At 74.7% G+C, this 20,665-nt stretch carries 17 protein-coding genes; 5 read left to right on the top strand and 12 right to left on the bottom strand.

The genetic code is table 11. The features are described from left to right. The first annotated feature begins 57 nt into the window (after positions 1-57). Both ACQP2H_RS15200 and ACQP2H_RS15195 read left to right on the top strand, forming a co-directional pair. Entirely contained in the window at positions 58-825 is a 768-nt protein-coding gene (locus ACQP2H_RS15200) for an HAD family hydrolase (RefSeq protein WP_433233266.1), read from the top strand. Further along, positions 822-1,691, top strand: a complete 870-nt coding sequence (locus tag ACQP2H_RS15195; protein ID WP_219461953.1) for an EamA family transporter — start codon at positions 822-824, stop codon at positions 1,689-1,691. Before ACQP2H_RS15200 ends, ACQP2H_RS15195 begins: the two co-directional genes overlap by 4 nt. Positions 1,692-1,753: 62 nt before the next feature. On the opposite strand, the gene ACQP2H_RS15190 is transcribed toward ACQP2H_RS15195, so the two are convergent. Further along, the gene (locus ACQP2H_RS15190) at positions 1,754-2,680 is read right to left on the bottom strand and encodes a diacylglycerol kinase family protein (RefSeq protein WP_091240171.1); all 927 of its coding nucleotides are present in this window, start codon (positions 2,678-2,680) and stop codon (positions 1,754-1,756) included. A 401-nt stretch (positions 2,681-3,081) separates the two neighbouring features. Beyond that, positions 3,082-3,405, bottom strand: a complete 324-nt coding sequence (locus ACQP2H_RS15185; protein ID WP_091240169.1) for a TraR/DksA family transcriptional regulator — start codon at positions 3,403-3,405, stop codon at positions 3,082-3,084. A gap of 412 nt (positions 3,406-3,817) precedes the next feature. Between ACQP2H_RS15185 and ACQP2H_RS15180 the strand changes: the two genes are divergently transcribed. The 3 genes from ACQP2H_RS15180 (at position 3,818) to ACQP2H_RS15170 (ending at position 7,878) form a co-directional block, all read left to right on the top strand. Further along, positions 3,818-5,476 carry an FAD-dependent oxidoreductase gene (locus ACQP2H_RS15180; protein WP_363823116.1) on the top strand — a complete coding sequence of 553 codons (1,659 nt, stop codon included), beginning with the start codon at positions 3,818-3,820 and terminating at the stop codon, positions 5,474-5,476. Continuing rightward, positions 5,473-6,909, top strand: coding sequence for an ATP-binding protein (locus ACQP2H_RS15175; protein WP_357018565.1), 1,437 nt, complete (start codon positions 5,473-5,475; stop codon positions 6,907-6,909). The genes ACQP2H_RS15180 and ACQP2H_RS15175 overlap by 4 nt, the downstream gene beginning before the upstream one ends. A gap of 231 nt (positions 6,910-7,140) precedes the next feature. Beyond that, positions 7,141-7,878 (top strand): MerR family transcriptional regulator, encoded by a 738-nt coding sequence (locus ACQP2H_RS15170; RefSeq protein ID WP_219461946.1) that lies wholly within the window; start codon positions 7,141-7,143, stop codon positions 7,876-7,878. A 46-nt stretch (positions 7,879-7,924) separates the two neighbouring features. On the opposite strand, the gene ACQP2H_RS15165 is transcribed toward ACQP2H_RS15170, so the two are convergent. The 10 genes from ACQP2H_RS15165 to ACQP2H_RS15120 all read right to left on the bottom strand — a co-directional run bounded on the left by ACQP2H_RS15165 (position 7,925) and on the right by ACQP2H_RS15120 (position 20,562). Next, on the bottom strand, positions 7,925-10,804 hold the full coding sequence (locus tag ACQP2H_RS15165; RefSeq protein ID WP_219461945.1) for an AAA family ATPase: 2,880 nt from the start codon (positions 10,802-10,804) through the stop codon (positions 7,925-7,927). A 197-nt stretch (positions 10,805-11,001) separates the two neighbouring features. Beyond that, positions 11,002-11,655, bottom strand: coding sequence for a DUF305 domain-containing protein (locus ACQP2H_RS15160; RefSeq protein WP_433233262.1), 654 nt, complete (start codon positions 11,653-11,655; stop codon positions 11,002-11,004). Positions 11,656-11,691: 36 nt separating this feature from the next. Then, on the bottom strand, positions 11,692-12,447 hold the full coding sequence (locus ACQP2H_RS15155; RefSeq protein ID WP_219461943.1) for a lytic polysaccharide monooxygenase: 756 nt from the start codon (positions 12,445-12,447) through the stop codon (positions 11,692-11,694). Positions 12,448-12,634: 187 nt separating this feature from the next. Continuing rightward, positions 12,635-15,661: a M56 family metallopeptidase gene (locus ACQP2H_RS15150; RefSeq protein ID WP_357533477.1), complete on the bottom strand. Its 3,027-nt coding sequence runs from the start codon at positions 15,659-15,661 to the stop codon at positions 12,635-12,637. After that, positions 15,658-16,239: a hypothetical protein gene (locus ACQP2H_RS15145; protein WP_357533479.1), complete on the bottom strand. Its 582-nt coding sequence runs from the start codon at positions 16,237-16,239 to the stop codon at positions 15,658-15,660. The genes ACQP2H_RS15150 and ACQP2H_RS15145 overlap by 4 nt, the downstream gene beginning before the upstream one ends. A 136-nt stretch (positions 16,240-16,375) precedes the next feature. Further along, on the bottom strand, positions 16,376-17,368 hold the full coding sequence (locus ACQP2H_RS15140; RefSeq protein ID WP_357533481.1) for a quinone oxidoreductase family protein: 993 nt from the start codon (positions 17,366-17,368) through the stop codon (positions 16,376-16,378). Then, entirely contained in the window at positions 17,368-17,730 is a 363-nt protein-coding gene (locus ACQP2H_RS15135; RefSeq protein WP_208565987.1) for a hypothetical protein, read from the bottom strand. Before ACQP2H_RS15135 ends, ACQP2H_RS15140 begins: the two co-directional genes overlap by 1 nt. After that, positions 17,727-18,590 (bottom strand): extradiol ring-cleavage dioxygenase, encoded by an 864-nt coding sequence (locus tag ACQP2H_RS15130; RefSeq protein ID WP_145920058.1) that lies wholly within the window; start codon positions 18,588-18,590, stop codon positions 17,727-17,729. The genes ACQP2H_RS15135 and ACQP2H_RS15130 overlap by 4 nt, the downstream gene beginning before the upstream one ends. 32 nt (positions 18,591-18,622) lie before the next feature. After that, positions 18,623-19,420 carry a citryl-CoA lyase gene (locus tag ACQP2H_RS15125; protein WP_219461930.1) on the bottom strand — a complete coding sequence of 266 codons (798 nt, stop codon included), beginning with the start codon at positions 19,418-19,420 and terminating at the stop codon, positions 18,623-18,625. Continuing rightward, a complete protein-coding gene (locus tag ACQP2H_RS15120; RefSeq protein ID WP_219461928.1) occupies positions 19,402-20,562 on the bottom strand; it encodes a CaiB/BaiF CoA transferase family protein in 1,161 nt (386 codons plus the stop codon). Before ACQP2H_RS15120 ends, ACQP2H_RS15125 begins: the two co-directional genes overlap by 19 nt. Between the last annotated feature and the right edge of the window lie 103 nt (positions 20,563-20,665).

Genomic DNA, 20,665 nt, shown 5'->3' with positions numbered 1-20,665 from the left:
GCCACCCGCCAAGGCCGTCCGGCAGCGGGGTCGGGGCGGGTCGGTAGGGTGCACGACGTGCCGGATCACGTCGAACCGCCCGAAGCCACGAACGGCGTCGGGGACACCCCCCGAACCGACGCGTCCCGCCGCCCCGTGCAGGCCGTGCTCTTCGACTTCCACGGCACCCTCGCGCAGGTCGAACCCGCCCACGACTGGGTGGTCGCCGCCGCGGCGACGTGCGGGGTGAGCCTGGAGCGGATGCGGGCCACCGCGCTGGCCGACCGGCTGCTCACCGCGGGCCGGGCCGGTGGACCGCTGCCGGCCCGGGTGCCACCCCGACTGGCCGAGCTGTGGGCCGACCGGGATCTCTACGAGCACGCCCACCGGGCCGCGTACACCGGGCTGGCCGAGACGGTCGACGCCGGGATCGAGGGCTTCGCCGAGGCGCTCTACGAACGGGTGCTGGTGCCGCAGGGCTGGGTGCCCTACCCGGACACCGCGCCGGTGCTGACCGCACTGCGGGCCGCCGGGATTCCGGTGGCGGTGGTGAGCAACATCGGCTTCGACCTGCGGCCGTTCTTCGCCGCCTGGGGGCTGGCCGACCTCGTCGACGCGTACGCGCTGTCGTACGAGGTGGGCCGGTGCAAGCCGGACCCGGGCATCTTCCTGCGGGCCTGCGGGATGCTGCGGGTGGACCCCGAGCGGACCCTGATGGTCGGCGACACCCCCGCCGACGCCGGGGCGGTCGCCGCCGGGTGCGGCGCGCTGGTGCTGCCGGCCGCCGGCCCCGGCCGCCCCAACGGCCTCGGCGCCGTGCTCGACCTGGCCCTGCCCTCCCCATGATCGACACTTCCGGCCGGGCGGCGGCGGTCGGACTGGTGCTCGGCGGGGCGCTGTCGGTGCACTTCGGCTCCGCCGTCGCCGCGCTGCTCTTCCCCCGGGTCGGGGTGGCCGGCACGGTCACCCTGCGGCTGGCCATCGGGGCGCTGCTGATGCTGCTGGTGTGCCGTCCCCGGTGGCGCGGGCACGACCGGGCGGACTGGCTGGCCGTCGGCACCTTCGGCCTCGCCCTGGCCGGCATGAACTCGGTCTTCTACCAGGCCATCGAACGCATTCCGCTCGGCCCGGCGGTGACCCTGGAGGTGCTCGGGCCGCTCACCCTGTCGGTGCTGACCGCCCGCCGGTGGACGGCCTGGTGCTGGGCCGGGCTCGCGCTCGCCGGGGTGGCCCTACTGGGCCAGGGCGGATTCGACCGGCTGCACCCGGTCGGCGCCGCCCTCGCACTCGGGGCGGGCGCGCTGTGGGCGGCGTACATCGTCTGCTCCGCCCGGGTCGGCGGCCGGTTCCCCCGCGCCGACGGACTGGCCCTCGCCCTCGCCCTCGCCGCCGTGCTCACCCTGCCGTTCGGTCTGGCCGACGCCGGGGCGCGACTGTGGCATCCGGGGGTGCTGGCCCTCGGCACCGGGCTGGCTCTGCTCGCCTCGGTGCTGCCCTACACCCTGGAACTGCTGGCCCTGCGCCGGCTGGCCACCTCGACCTTCGCGGTGCTGATGAGTCTCGGGCCGGCGCTCGCCGCGCTCGCCGGCTGGCTGATCCTCGGCCAGGACCTGCACCCGGTCGAGGTGCTGGCGATCGGCCTGGTGGTCGTCGCCAGCATCGGCGCGGTCCGGGTCGCCGCCCCGCGCGTCGCCGCCCCTCCCGGCGGGTAGGTGGCCGGCGGGTGGGGGCGGTCCTGCCCTGCCCACACCGGTGCCGCCGCCGCAGGGGCCGCTCAGCGCAGCAGCCGCACCGCCCCGGGCACCGCGGTGATCCGCACCGGCAGGTCCAGGGACCGCTCGCCGTCGGCGTACGTGGTGATGCCCTCGGCGGCCACCTCGACGGTACGGGCCCGGTAGCTGCGCACCAGCGGATGCGCCACGTGGGTGCCGGCGTAGATGCGCGGCTTGACCCGGATCAGGGTGCGCCGGTCGAACCGGCCGCCGACCACCACGTCCAGCAGCCCGTCGGTGGGGTCGGCGGCGGGGCAGATCCGCATCCCACCACCGTAGCTGGCGCAGTTGCCCACGGCGATCAGCACGGCGTCCACGTGGTGTTCCGTGCCGTCGAGGCGCAGCGTGTAGCGACGCGGGCGCAACCGGGCCAACTCGACCAGGATCGCCAGGTCGTACCGGCGGGGGCCGCGCGGCCAGCGCATCCGGTTGGCGCGCTCGTTGACGATCGCGTCGAATCCGGCGGCGAGAACCGCGCCGTACCAGCGGTCGGCACCACCGGCGGTGGACATCCGGGCCAGGTCGACCGGGTGGGTGCGACCGGCGCGCAGCGCGGCGGCGATCACCTCGACGGCGGCGAGCGGGTCGGCCGGGAACCCGGTGTCGGCGGCGAAGTCGTTGCCGGTGCCCGCCGGCACCGGGCCGAACGGCACGGCCGTGCCGGCGACCACCTGGAGGGCCTGGTGGACGGTGCCGTCACCGCCGACCGCGACCAGCGCGGACGCTCCGGCGGCGACCGCCGCGCGGCAGGCCGCCTCCGCTTCGGCCGGGGTGTGCGCGGTGAGCAGTTCCACCGGCCGACCGGCCGTGGCGAGGCCGTCGAGCACCCGGGGCAGCAGACCCCTATGGCGGCCCCGGCCGGCGGTGGGATTGGCGAGCACGGCGACCGGGCCGGCCGCCCGGTGATCGTCTGCGGTCACGGCGAGCACCGTACCGGTTCGTACCACGCTCCGGCTCCCCTGACTGCGGCGTCCTGATTGGGCGCCTGGTCGATGGTGACGCCGGGGGTCAGCTCGCGTAAGGCATCCTAGGTAGCTAGGTGGTTGATGGGGCGGTCGTCGGGGCCGGCGGCCCGGTGGGTGGGTTCCCCGGCATCATGGCGGGGCGGAACGGGGTTCCGAGCTTCCCCGGCCTCCCGGCAGGACACCGTTGCCGGGAGGCCGGGGAGAATCCGCCCGCCGGGGCGACCGCCCCGCTGGCGGCCGGCCCGACACCAGCGAGGCCATCAATCAGAAAGGCCGGCCACCGGCGAGGCCATCGACCGGAAAGGGCAATCAGCGGATGGGGTCCCCGACCCCATCCCGCCCCACCGCCGGCTACGGACGGCCGGTCAGCCGTGCGCCTTCTGCTGGCAGGGAACGCAGAATCGGGCCTGCGGCAGCACCTCCAACCGTTCCGCCGGGATCGCCGCCTCGCAGCGTTCGCAGCGGCCGTAGCCGCCCTCGGCCAGCCGTCGCAGCGCTGCGGCCAGGTGGTCCAGGCTCTGCCTGGTGGCCGCGATCAACGCGCCCCGGGTGTGCGCCTCGGCCGGGTCGCCGGTGTCGGCGGTCAGCTCGGTCAACCGGGCCGTCTGCGTCGCGAACTGATCGGTGAGGGCCTGGCGGAGCATGGTCAGCCGGTGCTGCTCGGCCTGGTGGTGCAGGTCGGTGCTCATGGCGTGTCCTTTCGGGGCACCGCGCTTCGGGAAGCGGGGAACGACGGGCAGAAAAAGGGACGGAAACAGAAAAAGGGCCGAAGCCGAAATGGCTTCGCCCTGGTGGCCGATCCGGAGGAGGAGCGTTTCTCCGGGTGGGCCACGCCCGGCGGGGATCGGGCTCGGCCGCCCCTGGGTGGGCACGACGGCGGACTGTGCCGCACCGGGCGCCACCGCCTCGAACCGGCCGACCACGACCGCCGTCACCGGAGAACCGGTGGCGGTGGGACGGCGCAGTCGAACGGCCAGGGACATGAGGCCCACCATAGGCCGCGCCCCGACGAAAGCCAACGGATAATGCCACGGACACCCACCGCCGGACCGCCCCGGCGGCGCGGCGGCCCGGACCGCCCGCTGTGCTTACATGGGCACCATGGCACAGCCGGTGATCCTCACCATCGACGACGACCCCGCCGTCTCCCGGGCGGTCGCCCGGGACATCCGCCGCCGCTACGGCGACCGCTACCGGGTGGTCCGGGCCGACTCCGGCTCCGGCGGGTTGGAGGCGCTGCGGGAGATCAAGCTGCGCGGCGAACGGGTGGCGGTGCTGCTGGCCGACTACCGGATGCCCGAGATGAACGGCATCCAGTTCCTGGAGGCCGCGATGGACCTCTTCCCGGCCGCCCGCCGGGTGCTGCTGACCGCGTACGCCGACACCGAGGCGGCGATCGACGCGATCAACGTGGTCGACCTGGACCACTACCTGCTCAAGCCGTGGCACCCGCCGGAGGAGAAGCTCTACCCGGTGGTGGACACCCTGCTGGAGGCCTGGGCGGCCAGCCCCGACCAGGCCAGCGACGAGATCCGGGTGGTCGGGCACCGCTGGTCGGCCCCGTCGTTCGCGGTCCGGGACTTCCTCGCCCGCAACCTGGTGCCCTACCGCTGGCTGCTCACCGACGACCCGGAGGGTGGCCGGCTGCTCGCCGCCGCCGGGGCCGACGCCACCGACGTACCGCTGGTGGTCACCCCGGACGGCAAGGCGCTGATCGCCCCGACGGAGGCGGAGTTGGCGGCGGTGGCCGGGCTCACCGTCGCCCCGTCCGCCGACTTCTACGACCTGGTGGTGGTCGGTGGCGGCCCGGCCGGACTCGGCGCGGCCGTCTACGGGGCGTCGGAAGGGCTGCGCACCGTGCTGGTGGAGCGGCGGGCCACCGGCGGCCAGGCCGGACAGAGCAGCCGGATCGAGAACTACCTCGGTTTCCCCGACGGGGTCTCCGGCGCCCAGCTCACCGACCGGGCCCGCCGGCAGGCGTTGAAGTTCGGCGCGGAACTGCTCAGCACCCGCGAGGTGGTGGGGCTGGAGAGCGCCGGAGCGGCCCGGCTGCTGCACTTCGGCGACGGCAGCACCATCGCCGCCCACACGGTGGTGCTGGCCACCGGGGTGTCCTACCGGGTGCTCGACGCGCCCGGCCTGGCCGACCTGACCGGGCTGGGGGTGTTCTACGGCGCGGCGTCGACCGAGGCCCCGAGCTGCGTCGACCAGGACGTGTGGATCGTCGGCGGGGCCAACTCGGCCGGCCAGGCGGCGGTGTACTTCTCCCGGTACGCCAGCCAGGTGCACCTGCTGATCCGGGGCGCCGACCTGACCGCCTCGATGTCGTCGTACCTGATCCAGCAGCTGGAACGCAACGACCGGATCGTCGTGCACCCGCACACCGAGGTGGTCGGTGGCGACGGTGACGGGCACCTGGAACGACTGCGGCTGCGCGACACCCGCAGCGGCGACGTCCGCGAGATGGACGCCAGCTGGCTGTTCATCTTCATCGGCGCGGAACCACGCACCGAGTGGCTGGACGGGGTGCTGGTCCGCGACGAGCGGGGCTTCATCGTCGCCGGCCCGGACCTGACCGCAGGCGGCCGGCGACCACCCGGCTGGACCCTGGCCCGCGACCCGTACCACCTCGAGTCGAGCCTGCCGGGGGTGTTCGCCGCCGGGGACGTGCGGGCCTCGTCGGTCAAGCGCGTCGCCTCGGCGGTCGGTGAGGGCGCGATGGCCGTCTCGCTGGTACACCGTTATCTGGAGGCACAGTGAGCGACTCCGACGAACGACTCACCCCGGACCAGCTGCGGGAGCTGTTCCTGTTCGCCGCCCTCGACGCCGGGCAGCTCGACTGGCTGGCCGAGCACGGTCGGGTCGAGCAGCGGGCCGCCGGGACCGTCGTCTACGCCGAGGGCGAGCCGGCGACCTGCTTCTTCACCCTGCTGTCCGGCACCGTGTCGATGAGCCGGCGGGTGCACGGGGACGACCTGGAGGTCAACCGCACCGACCAGCGCGGGGTGTACGGCGGGGCCACCCAGGCGTACCTGGGCGGGCAGGTCGACCAGGTCTACCTGAACACCCTGCGGGCAGTCACCGACGCCGAGTTCCTGGTGCTGCCCTCCGAGACGTTCGCCCACGCGGTGCGGACCTGGTTCCCGATGGCGATGCACCTGCTGGAGGGGCTGTTCTTCGGGATGCGCGACACCCAGAGCATCGTCGGCGAGCGGGAACGGCTGCTCGCCCTCGGTTCGTTGTCGGCCGGGCTCACCCACGAGCTGAACAACCCGGCCGGCGCGGCCGTACGGGCCACCTCGGCGTTGCGGGACCGGGTCGCCGGGATGCGGCACAAACTGGCGATGATCGCCGACGGCCGGCTCGACGGCAGCCGGCTGCACGCCCTGGTGGAGTTGCAGGAGGAGGCGGTGAAGCGGGCCGCCCGCGCGCCGCAACTGTCCCCGATGGCCGTCAGCGACGCCGAGGACGAGCTGGCCGACTGGCTGGACGGGCAGCGGCTCACCGCCGGCTGGGACCTGGCGCCGACACTGGTCGCCGCCGGCCTGGACGTCGCCTGGCTGGAACAGGTCCGCGAGGTGGTCGGCCCGCAGGACCTGGAGTCGGCGGTGCGGTGGCTTGCGTACACGTTGGACACCGAGCAGTTGATGGCCGAGATCGACGACGCGGTCACCCGGATCTCCACCCTGGTCGGCGCGGCCAAGCAGTACTCGCAGCTGGACCGGGCCCCGCACCAGGTGGTGGACGTGCACGACCTGCTCGACGCCACCCTGGTGATGTTCAAGGCCAAGATCCCGCCGGGGGTACGGGTGGTCCGCGACTACGACCGGGACCTGCCGCCCCTGCCGGCGTACGCGGCTGAGCTGAACCAGGTGTGGACGAACCTGATCGACAACGCCCTGTCGGCGATGGGCGCGCAGGGCGTGCTGACACTGCGCACCGGGCGGGCCGGCGACCTGTTGACGGTCGAGGTGGCCGACACCGGACCCGGCATTCCCGAGGCGGTACGGCCGCGCATCTTCGAGCCTTTCTTCACGACCAAGGGCGTCGGTGAGGGCACCGGTCTGGGGTTGGACATCTCGTACCGGATCGTGGTCAACAAGCACCACGGCGACATCCGGGTGGACAGCGTGCCGGGGGCGACCGTGTTCCGGGTGCTGCTGCCGTTCACCGCGCCCGCCCGCGCCGGCTGACCGCTGGGACAGGCTGACCGGTGGGACAGGAGTGGAGAGACCGGGCGATACGGGACAGTGATCGCGCGCTCACGGAGGATAATGGTTGATCGCCGACGGGGACAAGTAGTGGTTCCCCTCCTGTCGCCCGGCAGTTACCCGGTCATACGCTCGGCCCCGGGAAGTCCCGCCGTCCGCCGCAACCGGCCGGCAGGTCGCCGTACCCCGTCCCCGACGCCTGCGGAGGCCACCGTGACCATCGACCGGGTGACGACCGGGCCGGCTACCGCCGGCACCGCGGTCGGATACACCGTGGAGGAGCTAGCCCGTAAGGTGGGGATGTCGGCGCGCAACATCCGCGCCCACCAGGCCCGCCGGCTGCTGGCCCCACCGGTGCGCCGGGGTCGGGTAGCGCTCTACGACGACTCCCACGTCCGCCGCCTCGAGGCCATCCTGACCCTGCAACGGCAGGGCTTCAACCTGGTCTCCATCGAGGCGATGCTCGGCGTGCGCAGCGGCGACGAGGCACCCGACGGCCTGACCGCGATGCTGCAACGGCTGGCCACCGAACGGCCCGCGCTCACCCACGCGCTGACCCGGCACGGGGTGCTCGGACGTGCCCCCGACGGCACGGTCCGCACGGTGCGGCCCCGGCCGCTGCGCGCCGCGCTGGACCTGCACCGGGTACGGATGGGCACGGTGCCGGCGTTGCAGGCGCTCAGCGAGGTGCTGGACAGCGTCCGGCCCCTCGCCGACGAACTGGTCGCGGCCGTCACCGCCCGGATGTTGGCCCTCGCCCCCGAACTGGGTGGCACCGGTGACCGTCCGTCGTGGTCCGACGTGGACCGGGAGACGATCCTGCTGACCCAGGGGGTGGTCAACGTGCTCACCGAGGCGTTCCGGCTGGCGGTGGAGGACCAGGCGGAGGCCTACGTCGCGGACCTGCTGGAGAATCCGCCCGGCCCGCAGCGGCCCGTCGACAACGGCTGACCGGGTCGTGACCGACCCGTGGGCCGCTCCTGCGTCGCGGGGCCGGTCAGCGGTCCGTGTCGTCGAAGCGGGACACCCAGGCGACCAGACCGGACCGGGACTCCACCCCCGCCTTGCGGTAGATCCGGGTCAGGTGCGCCTCCACGGTGCGGGGGCTGATGTGGAGCTGACGGCCGATCAGCCGGTTGGTGACACCGGTGGTGGCCAGCCGGGCGATGTGCCACTCCCGGTCGGTCAGCGCGGTCTCGGCGAGCGCCCGCAGCGGTCGGGCCAGCCGCAGGCCGACCCGGTCGGTGCCGCACCGGGCCGCCAGTTCCAACGCCCGGTGGCGGGCCCGGGCGGCGGTGGGACCGCCCTGGTCCACCACGTCCGCCGCGCGGGCGATCGAGACCAGGGCCAGGCTGTGCCGCAACACCATGCCGGCGGCCCGGAACCGGTCCGCCGCGGCACGCAGGTAGGGCATGGCCGCCGCCACCTCCCCGCGGGCGAGCAGCACCTCCCCGTACGCCGACTCGGCGAAGGCGCGCTGCCCGGGCAGGTCGATCAGGTCGGCGGCCACCAACGCGGCCTCGGCCCGGCGCTGCGCCTCGGGCAGTTCCCCGGCGGCCAGCGCCGCGGCGCAGAGCAGCTCGTGCCACATCGGACGCAGGGATGCCTGGAGGCGGGTCAGTCGGCTGTCCCCACCGGCGTCGGTGAGCATCTCCCGGCAGGTGACCGGGTCACCGGCGAGCAGGGTCGCGGTGGCCAACGCGGTCGCCGCGGTGCGCCCGGACCAGCTGTCCAGGTCACTGGCGTACTCCACCGCGCCGCGGGCCAGCGCCACCGCGCGTTCGTCGTCGCGGGGGCCGCCCCGCCAGGCGGTGCCCTGCGCCTCGAACGCGAGGGCGAAGCTGAGCAGGGAACGGCTGCCGATCCGGCGGGCGACGGTCCCGGCTTCGGTGGCCAGCGCGATCACCGTGCCGAGCTGCCCCCGGTGGTAGGCCACCTGGCTGCGGCCGAGCAGCAGTTGGCACAGGCCGTCGTCGCGGTGGGCGTCACGGACCAGGGCGATGCCGCGGTCCAGGTGCCGGCTGGCGTCGGCGGGGCGTTCCAGGAACAGCTCGGCCAGGCCCAGGGCCAGCAGACAGTCGGGGTGGTCGCGCAGGTCCCGGTCGGGCAGCGCGTCGACGATCGGCGTCGCGGTGGCGAGCAGGTCCCGGGCGATGGCGACGTCACCGTCGTGGGCGGCGGCGAGTACCCGTACCGCGAGCAGACCGGCCCGGTCGATGCCGCTGGCGTCTCCGTCGGGTGCGCCGCCGGGCACCGGCGCGGGGTGGCCGGACAGGATGCCGACGGCACCGAGTTCGGTGGCGAGCTGGTACGCCCCGGCGCTCGGCGTCGGCATCCTGATCAGCTCCCGGCGGCTGATCGCGGCGGCCTCCGCGTAGTTGCCCAACAGCCGTTCCACCCGCACCCACTGGGCGACGGCGGCTGCCCGCCGACCCGCCGGGTCGGCGGGCAGCTCCGGGACGACCTCCCGCAGCAACGTCCGGCTCTCGGCGAGGTCGCCCGCCTCCCCGGTGATCCGGGCCAACAGCAGGGTGACGTCGTGCCGGCTGTCGGGGGAACCGGCCGGTGGGCGTAACGCGCGCAACGCCGCCCGCAGCCAACGGACGGCCAGTTCCGGGGCCTCGCGGCGGATCTCCCTCGCGGCCCGGCAGAGCACCTCGACGTACGGTTCGACCGGCCGGTCGTGGGGCAGGCCGAGCAGCTGTTCGGCCTGCGCCACCCGTTCCGCCGGAGGCGCGTCCCCGGCGAGCAACGCGGTCAGCGCTCGGTGGTGGGCCTCGGCCCGCCAGGCCGGGTCGGTGTCCTGACGGACCGCCGAGCGCAGCAGCGGATGTCGGAAGGTGAACCGCGAGGTCGCCGGGACGACCCGCAACAGGTCGCGGCGGACCAGGCGCCACGCGGACTCGTTGACCAGCGGTGGGGGCAGGCCGGCCACCTCGGCGAGCAGTTCCACCGCGCACGGCGTGTCCAGCACTGCGGCGGCGCGTAGGCACGCCGTGTCGGCCGGGGGCAGGCCGGCCCACTCGGCACGCAGGGTGGCCACCGCCCGGTCGGTGAGCCGGGGCGGGCCGGTCGACGGGGCGTCACGGTCACCGGTCGGCACGACGCCGGCCAGTGCGGTGAGGTAGCCGGGGACACCGGCGGCCCACTCGTGGCGTTCGTCCAGCTCATCCGGGTCGTCGTCCGGGTAGAGTTCGACGGTCTCGGCGAGGCTGAGCGGCTCCAGCTCGATGCGTTCCCGGCACCGACCCGCCGGGACGCCGGTGGCCGGTGGGCCGAACGGCATCGCGGTGGCCATCTGCCGGGGCCGGTAGGCCAGGATCAGCAGCAGCGGCGCGGGCACCGGGTAACGCAGCAGGTGGGTGACGAGCCCGATGGAGGCGGTGTCGGCCCAGTGCAGGTCGTCCAGGACGAGGGTAAGCCCGTCCCGGGCGGCCAGGGCGAGCAGCCGGCGGGCCAGTTGATAGGTGCGGAACAGCCGCACGTCGACCGGGCCGGCGAAGCGGGGCAGCAGCGCGCCGTCGGGTTCGGCCCCACCGGTGGGAGGTCGCCGTGGGTCGGCCCGGGGTGGCCGGGCGGTGCCGAAGGCGTGCCGGAAGACGTGGAACGGGATGCCCTGTTCGGCCTCCGCGCCGGTGCCGACGACGAGGGGCAGGGCCGGGGCGCAGCGGTCCAACGCCGCGTGCACGAAGCGGGTCTTGCCGATGCCGGGGTCGCCCACCACCTCGCAGACCACCTGCGTCGCGGTGCGTACGCGGTCGACGTGCGCGGCGCGCAGACGCGCGATCTCCGGGTGCCGCCCGACGAATGGTGGGCCGGCCACCGCGTTCTCCAGCCCAGCTGCCATCACGCAGATCACGTGCTTTCCCTGCGACACTCCAATGAGGATTGACGGGACTATACCGGGGACCAAGGAAGACGAGGAACATCGATTCCGTCGGGGTGGCCGAACGACTCCCACCCGCTGACCGTACGGGTGGTTATTTCAGCCGCTTGCGCTATGGCTCCGGCACCCCACCGTACTGCTGACGTCGGCTGGCGGGGCCGGTCGTCCGCCGACAGCTGCCCGCCCGGTCAGGGCGCGACCCGGGCCACCGGCAGCTCGGTGAGCAGCCGGACCTGCGCGGTACGGGACTCGTCGATGCGCCGGGCCAGGTCGCGCACGATCGGGGAGACCGCCGACGCCCGGTGGGCCCGGGCCAGCCCGGCCGCCTGCCGTTGCTGCACCACCAGCACCGCCACCAGGGCGGCGTCGTACCCGGTGACGGGGGTGTCCCGCAGCCGGGACACCGGGTCGGGTGCGCCCCCCGGGGCGGGATGCTCGTGCCGGTGCCCGCCGGGCTCCGCCCCGGCGGCGCGCAGCCACTCGCGGGCCTGGGCGACCTCGTCGGTCTCGGTCGCGTCTATGGCGGCGACCAGGGTACGCAGTCGCGGGTGGCGGATCCGCTGCGGCGCGACCCGGACGATGACCAGCGTGCGCTCCTGGTGGGCCGTCATGGTGTGCAGGAACACCAGGTCGGATCCGCCGATCACGGGCGGCGGGCCGGACCCGCTCGACGGGGGCGGCCCCGGGGTGGCCGGGGACACGGCGGGCGCGCACCCGGTGAGCAGCACGACCGCGCCGACCACCACACCCAGCCGGCGCAGGCCGGGACGGTGGCGGTCGGACCGGGTGCGGTCGATGGTGGACGGTGGCGCTACGCCATCCGCCTGCCGGGGTACGGGCACGGCCCGGATTCGGTGGACGGGCACGGTCGACGCCGGTCAGACCCGGGTCCACAGGGCGGGCACGTACGGCGGCTCCCAGCCCGGGAGCGCGGTGTGCGCCTGCCGGCACCGGTAGCTCGCCCCCTGGTAGGTGACGAGGTCGCCGACCTGGTAGCTGCGGCCGGCCGTCCAAGTGCCGCCGGCGGTCGGCGAGGGCCCGGGAGTGGTCGGGGGCGGGGTGACCGTACGGGTGGGGGTGGGGGTGGGAGTCGGGGTACGGGTCGGGGTGGGGGTCGGGCCACCGCCGCCGAGTTGCACGTCCACACAGGAGTAGAAGGCGTTGGCGGTGTCGGCGATGTTCCAGACGGCGAGGATCTTCTGCCGGCCGGTGAGGCCGCCCAGGTTGACGGTGTGCGAGACGGTGGCCTCGGGTTGCCGGCCGCCGCCGTCGACGACACCGACCCGGGTGTCGCCGACGAAGTACTCCCAGTTGCTGGTGGCGTGCCGGGCGGTGTTCACCCAGGTGAAGGTGAGTGTGCTGCCGACCGGGGTGGCCGGCCAGCCCCGGTTGTCGTCGTCGAGGACGGCGAACCCGGTGATCCCGGCGCTGCAACTGCGCAGCCCCTTGCGGCCCTCGACGCTCTGCGGCTCGTACCGGATCTGACCGCAGTCGGGCACTTTCCCCTGGGCGCAGAGGGCCTGGCGGCTGGGCGGGGCGGAGACGTAGCCGTGGGCCTGGGCGGGCGCGGCGAGACCCAGGGAGGTGACGACGGCACCCGTCGCCAGCAGGGGGACGGTGACGGTTCGACGCATGGGGACCCTCCTCGGGGCGGGACGTGCGGTCGACGGCGGGCGCCGGATGGCCCTACGACGCGCCGCTCGGATCGAACCCGGTGACTGCCCCCACGGTAATTTAAAGTTTGTTAACAGTAAAGTGGCAGACGGTTCCGCGTCGGGCGGGACGCCGTCCGATCGGCCGCCCGGTGTGGGTCGTGGACGGTCAGGGCGGACCGAGTGCACCGACCACGGTGGTCACCACAGCGGTGAGCAGCCGCTCGTCCAACGGCTGTGCCGTCACGACCATGGACACGGCGACCAGGTTGTGTCCCACCCGCACCAGGACGAATGCCGTCGCACCGGTGATCCGGCTCCGCCCGCTACCGACGGCCAGCGCATAGTCGACCCGCCAGGACTGCTCACCCAGGGCCGGGGCGGGACGGCCCCCGACGGTGAACCGCACGCCACCGCTGACGAACCGCCGACAGGCGGCCCGGGCGGTCTCGGCGGCGGCGAACACGCCCCCGCCCACCGGCCCGACGTACGAGGTGACACCGACCTCCACCGTGGTCGAGGCGATGCCGAGTCTGCCGCGTGGGGTGGCGTACCGCGCCGCCGCCCGGGCCCGCTCCCCCGGTCTGAGCCGGTCGAGGTAGCTGTCGCGGGCCAGCGGGACACACTCGGTAGGCTCGATCCGATCGTTGCCGGCGGCGGTGACCGGTCGGGACTCCCAAGACGTCGGTAGCGCCGACCGGACGGCATCGACGGCGACCCGCGCCTCGGCAGCGGTGAGTCGTCGCCCGGCAGCGGGCGGCGGGTCGGGGACCACCCGTGCCGACGGGGTCGGCGCGTCAGGGGCTGCGCGGGAGGCGGACGAGGTGCCGGCCGTCGGCACCGGGACCCGGACGCCGGGCACCCCCGGCCCGAGCACCAGCACGGTCACCGTCAGCACGATCGACACCGCCGCCGGCAGCACCAGCCGGGTCGGCAGCACCATCCGGCGGGGTACGGCCCGGGGCAGCAGCACCGGCACGACGAGGGCCGCCAGATACAGCAGCCAGACCAGCGGGTTGCCCACGGTCAGCCGCAACGCCGACCCGTCGGCGGACCGCCCGGCCAGGACCGCGTCCAGGTACTGCACCAGCGCCGACCCGAGGGTCGCCGCGGTCGCGGCGAGCAACGCCCCACCGAGCCGGTCCGCGACCCCGCCCCGACGGCCCGGGGCGGGTGAATGACCGGCCCCGGGGTCCGACGGGGACGCGGGACCGGGGTCGCTCGTCGGACCGGGGTCGGACCCGGCTGCGGTGATCACCAGGACGACGACGCCGACGAGCCCGGTGAGCAGCCCACGGGCCTGTGCGTCGCCGACCGCCTCGTCGAGGGTGCCCGGCGGGGCGAACCGCAGCTGCCCGACCGCACCACCGGCGCCGACCAGCACGGCCACCGCGACCACCCGGACCCGGGTCGAGTCGACCATCCGGCGGGCCAGGGAGCCGCCGTGGTGCCGGTCGGCGCGTCGGGCGGTCACCAGGAAGCGCACGCCCAGCAGTACCGGCAGCCCGAGGGCGAGCAGCAGCCAACCGGTGTCGGGCAGGTCGTAGGCCAGCCAGATCCGCACCAGCTCCGGGTCGGACCAGAGCGGTGGCAGCCCCGGCACCGGCCAGAGCACCGCGACCGTCACCGCGAGGGCGGTGGCGTGCCCGGCGTACCGCCAGCTGCCGGTGCGAGGTCGGGCCAGGTCGGCCAGCGCCGACGCGACGAGCACGCAGAGCGCCACCGCGCCCGCGCCGAGCACGCCGGTCACCGCGGCGAAGACCAGACCGGCGACCGCCCCTTCGGCGAGGAAGAGTCCCGCGCTGCCGGGCAGTGGCAGCACGGCGACGACCAGGGTCGCGCCGAACAGACCCAGGCCCGTACCGGCGACCGGACGCCACCAGCCGGGCGCGGTCGCGGACCGGTGGGCGGTGGTCGCCCGCCGCAGCAGCGACGGAAACAGCCCGCCGACGAGCAGCACGGCGGCGACCCAGACGTCGACCAGCCGGGGCAGCCAGCCCAGCGCCGGGTAGTGCGCGTTCGCGACGAGTTCGTGGACGGCGGCCATGCTCACCACCGTCACCGCGCCGACCGCCATCCCCTGGGTGACCTCACCGCCGCGCCGGTCCGACGACTCCCGCAGCGACCTGATCCGTTGCTCAGGAGTCGGGTGCCGGGCGAACACCGTCCGCAGCGCTGCCCGCGCCGGCCCGCCGCGCACCCGTCCGCCGCCGTCGGCGCGCGCCCGTGCGCCGTCGGCGCGCAGCAGGGCGGTCAGTGCCCCGGCCTGGTCGTCCCGGGCCGCCTGCCGGTCCGCCGCCCGTTCACGCGCCCGCAGCAACGCCGCCGACAGCACCGCGACCAGGGTGGCCAGCAGCCCGGCCCGCAGGAACGCCCCGGCGACGGTCCGGTTCGGTCCGAACACGCCGACCTCCAGCAGCCCACCGACGGCGACGGCCGGCAGGGGCAACCAGACCAGGGCGCGGACGGCGGCCACCCACACCACGTCCCGGGCCCGGACGTGGGCCAGCTCGTGGCGCACCACCGGGTCGAACCGTCGCGGGTCCCGGTGGGCCAGGGCGAGCCCGACCGGGAGGACGACGATCGGCCGTCGACCGACGACCCCCACGGTGAACGCCTGCCGCACCGGTGGACCGGCGATCAGCAGGCGCGGTCGATCCCGGCCGGTCAGTCCCTCGGCGGCGCAGAGCACCGCGAACCGCTGCGCCGCCGCGCCGACGGTGAAACGCCGGCGCCGACGTAGCCGCCACAGGTCGACCGCCGGCACCGCCACCAGCAGCACCGCCGCGCAGCCCAGCACGACGGCGACCGCGACGAGCAGCACCAGGGCCCGCTGTCGGGTCGGCTCGGCCAGGCAGTCGGTGAACCCGGGTGGCACCGGGTCGACGGTGGTCGCCCCGAACGCCCGCTCGCAGGCGTCGAACGCCACCGCCCAGGGCAGGCTGAGCGACCGGTCGGCGAGGAAGTACAGGTCTCCCGCACCGACGCCCACCGCGCCGAGCGCCGCCACCACGAGCAGGTACCACCAGCCCAGCCGGTCCGGTGCGGGACCGGATCGCGCGCCGACCGCCCCGACGGGTTGCCGAGGGCCGGGCCCACCGGCGCTCGACGCCGAGGCGGGCCCACCGGCGGGACGGGTGGCGCCCGGTCCGGCCGCGTCGACCGGACCGGGCGGACCGGTGGCGGGTCCGGTCACCGGTCGTCCGGGGTGACCGTCGCGCCGATCGTGGCATCGGCGAGCAGGTCGGCCGCCTCCGGAGGCAGGCCCAGCGCGAGCGCGTGCCGCCGGCAGGCCGCCCGCAGCAGGACCGCCTGCTCGGCGGTCAGCTCCAGCCGGTCCTGCTGTGCCGGTGTGCCGGGAAGCGGGGCGGCGGACGCGCAGGCGGCCGGTCGAGGGTCGGCCGACGTGCCGTCCCGGTCCCCGGCTGGCGGGGTCGACGACGGTTCGGTGCCCGGGGACGGTTCGGACGGGCGACGGCGGCGACGCCAGCCGGCCAGGATCCCGGTGCCGATCCCGGTCGCACCCAGGACGAGCACCTCGCTGGTGGCGGCGGCGACCGCCTGCAGGAACAGCTCGCCGACCAGTGACGTGTCGATGCCGAAGCCGACGGCGCTGCCCGGTGCCCCCGACGTCCGGGCGGGTCGCCCGGTGCCGGCCCGCCAGTCGGCGGCGACCGCGTCGAAGACCTCCAGCTCCTCCGGGGCGTAGCGGGTGACGGCCGTACGGGCGGCATCGACGACGAGGACGGCGACCTGCGGTGATAGCTCGAGCACCGCCTCATCCTCGCGCCGGCGGGCAACCCGACGGCAGCGGCGGTCGGGAATCGGTCAGCCGACCTGCTCCCGCCCGCAGACGACGGCATCGCCGGTCGGCCGACGCTGTCGCCGACGGGCTGCACGGAGCGGACGGTCAGCCCGGGGGCACCAGCACGAACCGGCCGGCGGTGGTGCCGGCGCGCTGGTCGGCCCAGGCCTGCGCCGCCTCGGCCAGCGGCCGTACCTGGTGGGTGACGGTCAACCGACCGGCGGCGGCGTGCCCGGCGACCAGGGCGATCGCCGTGGCGCGTTCGGCGGCGGTCAGCTCGTTGTTGGTGTAGCCCAGGATCCGCAACGACCCGCCGCGCAGGGTCGCCGAGTCGATCGTCGTGGTCGGTGCGGCCGAGCCGCCGAGGTTGACCAGCCGGCCGCCCGGGGCCAGGGCGCGCAGGGCCGCCGCGGCGGGCACCCCGAACAGGGGGTCCAGCACCAGGTCCACCGGGCCGGCGGCGGCCTGCCGGAACCGCCGGGCGAGGGTCTCCGGATCGTCGGTGTCGGCGAGCCGGACCACCGCGTCCGCGCCGCAGCGGCGGGCGGAGTAGACGGCGGCGTCGGACCGGCAGGCCGCGACCACCCGGCCCGCCCCGGCGAGCCGGGCGAGTTGCACCGCGGCCTGACCGACCGTGCCACCGGCGGCCAGCACCAGCACCACCTCCCCGGGGCGCAGGCCGCCCCGCAGGGTCAACGCCGCCCAGGCGGCGACCGCCGAGAGCCCGAGGGCAGCCACCAGGCAGTGGTCGGCGTCGTCCGGCAGCACGACCGGGTCGGCGGCGGGGACCACCGCGTACCCGGCCAGGCTGCCGTCACCGGGGGCCAGTCCCGCCCGGGTCGGGAACCAGACCGGGGTGCCGTCGTCGAGGGTGCCCACGCCCTGCACCCCCGGGACGTACGGCAGCGCCGGGGCGCCCAGGTAGGAGGTGCCCGAGGCGCAGAGCAGGTCCAGCGGGGTCAGCGGGGCGGCGGTGACCCGTACCCGCACCTCACCCTCGGCCGGCACCGGGCGGGGGCGGGTGACCACCTCGGGTGGCTCGCCGTGACCGGTGACGACGACGGCGGGCATCGACGCGGCGTCGGGTCCGGCGGTCATCAGGTGGCGATGTCCGGGTAGGGCAGCGAGAAGTGGGCCAACCGCAGGCCGTACTGCTTCTGGTAGGCCATCGGCTCGTCGTGGTCCCGCTCGAACATGGCGATGAACAGGGTCAACGTCAGGAACGGGTGGGCGCCGAGAGCGAAGAGCCGGACGTGGTCGTGGCTGGCCAACGCGTCGCGTTCCTCGTCGGTGAACCGCAGCCAGGTGCTCGCCTCACCGGTGGTGCAGTTCAGCACGGCATTGGCGCGTTCGGCCTCCCACCAGGCCACCGTGGCGTGCGGGTCGGTGCGGTAGCGCTCGACCAGCTCCGGATCGCGGTCGACGGTGTAGAGGAACTTGTCGACCAGGTAGCGGCTCATGCCGGCGCTCCGTTCGGATACCAGGTGAAGTACGCCTCCATGGTGTGGAACAGGTCCAGGGTGTCCACGTGGTCGGCCTTGGCGCCCGCGCCGGCCACCCCCATCATCAGCATGAAGTCCATGAAACCGTGGGTGGCGTTGCCGGGGGCGTGCAGGCTGTCCAGGGTCACCTCGGACAGGCAGCCGTCGAGGTCGCCGTTGGCGATCCACTCCACCGCCCGGCGGTCGAACTCCGGGTCCGGGCCCTGCGGGCCGAACTGGCGGGGCCCGCCCAGCTCCAACGACAGGTGGCCGGTGCCGATGACGGCCACCCGCAGGTGGCTCGGCCAGCTCTCGACGATCTCCCGGATGGCCGCGCCGAGCTGCACGAACCGTTTCGGCTGCGGCAGCGGCGGGGCGAAGATGTTGGTGTAGATCGGCACGATCGGCAGGTCCGCCTCGGGCCGCAGCGTGATGATCGGGCAGGTGATGCTGTGGTCGATGCGCAGCTCGTTGCTGAATGCCAGGTCGAAACCGGCGTCCAGGCCGGCCCGCAGCACGTGGGCCGACAGGTCCTCCTGGCCGCGCAGCAGCATCCGGGGCAGCCCGAACTCGCGTTCCTCGTTGTACCAGTTGGCGTCGTAGAACGGGGCCTTGCCGACCAGGAACTGCGGCATGTTGTCCAGCCAGAGCTGGTGGAAGTGGTCCGAGCCGACCATCACCAGCACGTCCGGCCTGGCCCGGGTGAGGGTCTCCCGGAACGCGAGGATCTTGCGGGCCCACTCGTCGGCGAACGGGGGCCGGTCCTCGCCGGTGGCGGTGGTGGCGCGGTAGTAGAACGGGTGGTGGGTGGAGGCGATGACCGCGACGACCTGGGCCATGGCCGCTCCTCTCGCAGACGGTGGGGTGGGGATCAGTCGGCGTCGTCCGGCACGTACCGGGCGTTGCGGTCGACGGTGCGGTAGATGTCCATGCCGAGCGGGCGGCGGCGTTCCTCGGCGAGGTGGCCGAGCAGGCCGGCGGTGCGGGCCAGCAGCGCGAAGCCGCGCAGCAGGTCGATGGGCAGGCCGAGGTCGGCCAGGGCCGCGCCACACACCCCCGCGCCGTTGAGCGGCAGGGTGCGGCCGAGCACCTGCGGGTGGACCCGGCCGATCGCCTCGAACAGCCGCAGGTGCGGCCCGCGCAGCCCCTCCTGCTCGGCGATCGCGATCAGCACCGGGGTGCGCGGGTCGGTCTCCTTGTGCACCGGGTGGCCGAGCCCCGGCACCAGGCGCTTGGCGGCGCGGGCGGCGCGGACCGCGTCCAGGGCGACGGCGTCCCAGCCGGCGTCGTCGGTGGGTGGCTCGGTGAGACCGGCGAGGGTGTCGGCGAGGAACCGGCCGCAGTCTTCGGTGACGCCGAGGAAGCGGGAGCCGCCGCCGAGCAGGCCGGCGGCGATCGCGCCCTGCAACGCCTCCGGCGCGCTGAGGTACGTCAGCCGGGCGGCGATCGCGGTGGGGGTGAAGCCGTGGTCGGCCAGGGCCACCAGGACGGTCTCGAAGACGCGGACCTCGCCGGGGCCGGGGCGACGCCCGGCGACCAGCCAGAAGGCCAGTTCACCGAAGCCCACCCGACCCATCAGGTCACCGGCCAGGTCCTGACCGAGTAGCCGGATGGTGGTCGGGTCGGAGGTGCCGATCGAGGTCGGGAAGTCTAGCTGCCGGTCAGCCACGCGCGGATCTCCTCGCCGTGTTCGTCGAGCGCGGGCGGCGGGGTGCCGTACCGCGCGGGGGTGTCCGAAAGGGTGATCGGGTGCCGGATGCCGGGGACCGCGGCGGCGCCCTCGCCGACGGTGACCACCGGGTCCAGCCCGAGGCGTTCGGCGAACGCGACCCCGCCGTCGATGGTGTTGATCGGGGCGCAGGGCACCCCGGCGGCCATCAGGTCGGTGAACCACTCGTCGCGGGTGCGCCGGCGCAGCCGCTCGACCAGCAGCGGACGTAGTTCCTCCCGGTTGGCGGTGCGGTCCTGGTTGCGGGTGAACCGGGGGTCGTCGACCAGTTCCGGCAGGTCGAGCACCTGGCAGAGCCGGCGGAACTGCCCGTCGTTGCCGGCGATCACGATCAGCTCGCCGTCGGCGACGGGCAACGGCTCGTACGGGAAGAGGCTGGGGTGGGCGTTGCCCATCCGGAAGGGCACCACTCCGCCCGCGACGTAGCCGCTGCTGTGGTTGACCAGCCCGGACAGCGCGGAGGAGAGCAGGTTGACCTCGACGTGCTGGCCGCGCCCCGAGTCGTGGCGGTGGTGCAGGGCGGCCAGGATGCCGATCGACGCGTGCAGCCCGGCCATCACGTCGAACACGGAGATGCCGGCCCGGTAGGGCGAGCCGTCCGGGTCGCCGGTGAGGCTCATCAGCCCGGAGATCGCCTGCACCATCAGGTCGTATCCGGGGTAGCCCGCGCCCGCGCCGGTGCCGAACCCGCTGATCGAGGCGTAGACCACCCGGGGGTTGCCGGCGGCCACGGTGTCGTAGTCGAGGGCGAAGCGGCGCAGCCCGCCGGGCTTGAAGTTCTCGATCAGGACGTCGGCCCGGGCGGCCAGCCGGTGGGCCACGGCCAGGTCGTCGGGGTCCTTCAGGTCAAGGGCGATGGACCGCTTGTTGCGGTTGATGCCCAGGTAGTAGGTGGAGACGTCGTCGCGGACCGGGGGCATCCACGTGCGGGTGTCGTCGCCGCCGGGCCCCTCCACCTTGATCACTTCGGCGCCGAGGTCGGCCAGCAGCATGGTGGCGTACGGCCCGGCGAGGATGCGGGAGAAGTCGGCCACCACGACGCCGTGCAGCGGGCCGGTTCGGCCCGGTGTCTCCTCCGCCATGATCCACCCTCTCGTTGACCGCTAGGCGGACGAGTGTCCGCTCGATCAGTTTCCCGATGACTCCATGAGACGTCAACACCTCGACTAAATTCTCGGGAAACTC

It is taken from the genome of Micromonospora sp. CA-248260 (assembly GCF_050942205.1).
In the GTDB taxonomy this organism is placed as follows: Bacteria; Actinomycetota; Actinomycetes; order Mycobacteriales; family Micromonosporaceae; genus Micromonospora; species Micromonospora antibiotica.
The sequence above is the reverse complement of the archived record's forward strand: the minus strand, read 5'-3'. Positions and strand labels throughout refer to the sequence as shown.

What these genes read in the sequence shown, in the direction of transcription:
- ACQP2H_RS15195 (WP_219461953.1), top strand. Translation starts at nt 822, where the DNA reads ATGATCGACACTTCCGGCCGGGCGGCGGCGGTCGGACTGGTGCTCGGC.
- ACQP2H_RS15185 (WP_091240169.1), bottom strand. Translation starts at nt 3,405, where the DNA reads ATGAGCACCGACCTGCACCACCAGGCCGAGCAGCACCGGCTGACCATG.
- ACQP2H_RS15180 (WP_363823116.1), top strand. Translation starts at nt 3,818, where the DNA reads ATGGCACAGCCGGTGATCCTCACCATCGACGACGACCCCGCCGTCTCC.
- ACQP2H_RS15155 (WP_219461943.1), bottom strand. Translation starts at nt 12,447, where the DNA reads ATGCGTCGAACCGTCACCGTCCCCCTGCTGGCGACGGGTGCCGTCGTC.
- ACQP2H_RS15140 (WP_357533481.1), bottom strand. Translation starts at nt 17,368, where the DNA reads ATGACCGCCGGACCCGACGCCGCGTCGATGCCCGCCGTCGTCGTCACC.
- ACQP2H_RS15135 (WP_208565987.1), bottom strand. Translation starts at nt 17,730, where the DNA reads ATGAGCCGCTACCTGGTCGACAAGTTCCTCTACACCGTCGACCGCGAT.
- ACQP2H_RS15130 (WP_145920058.1), bottom strand. Translation starts at nt 18,590, where the DNA reads ATGGCCCAGGTCGTCGCGGTCATCGCCTCCACCCACCACCCGTTCTAC.
- ACQP2H_RS15120 (WP_219461928.1), bottom strand. Translation starts at nt 20,562, where the DNA reads ATGGCGGAGGAGACACCGGGCCGAACCGGCCCGCTGCACGGCGTCGTG.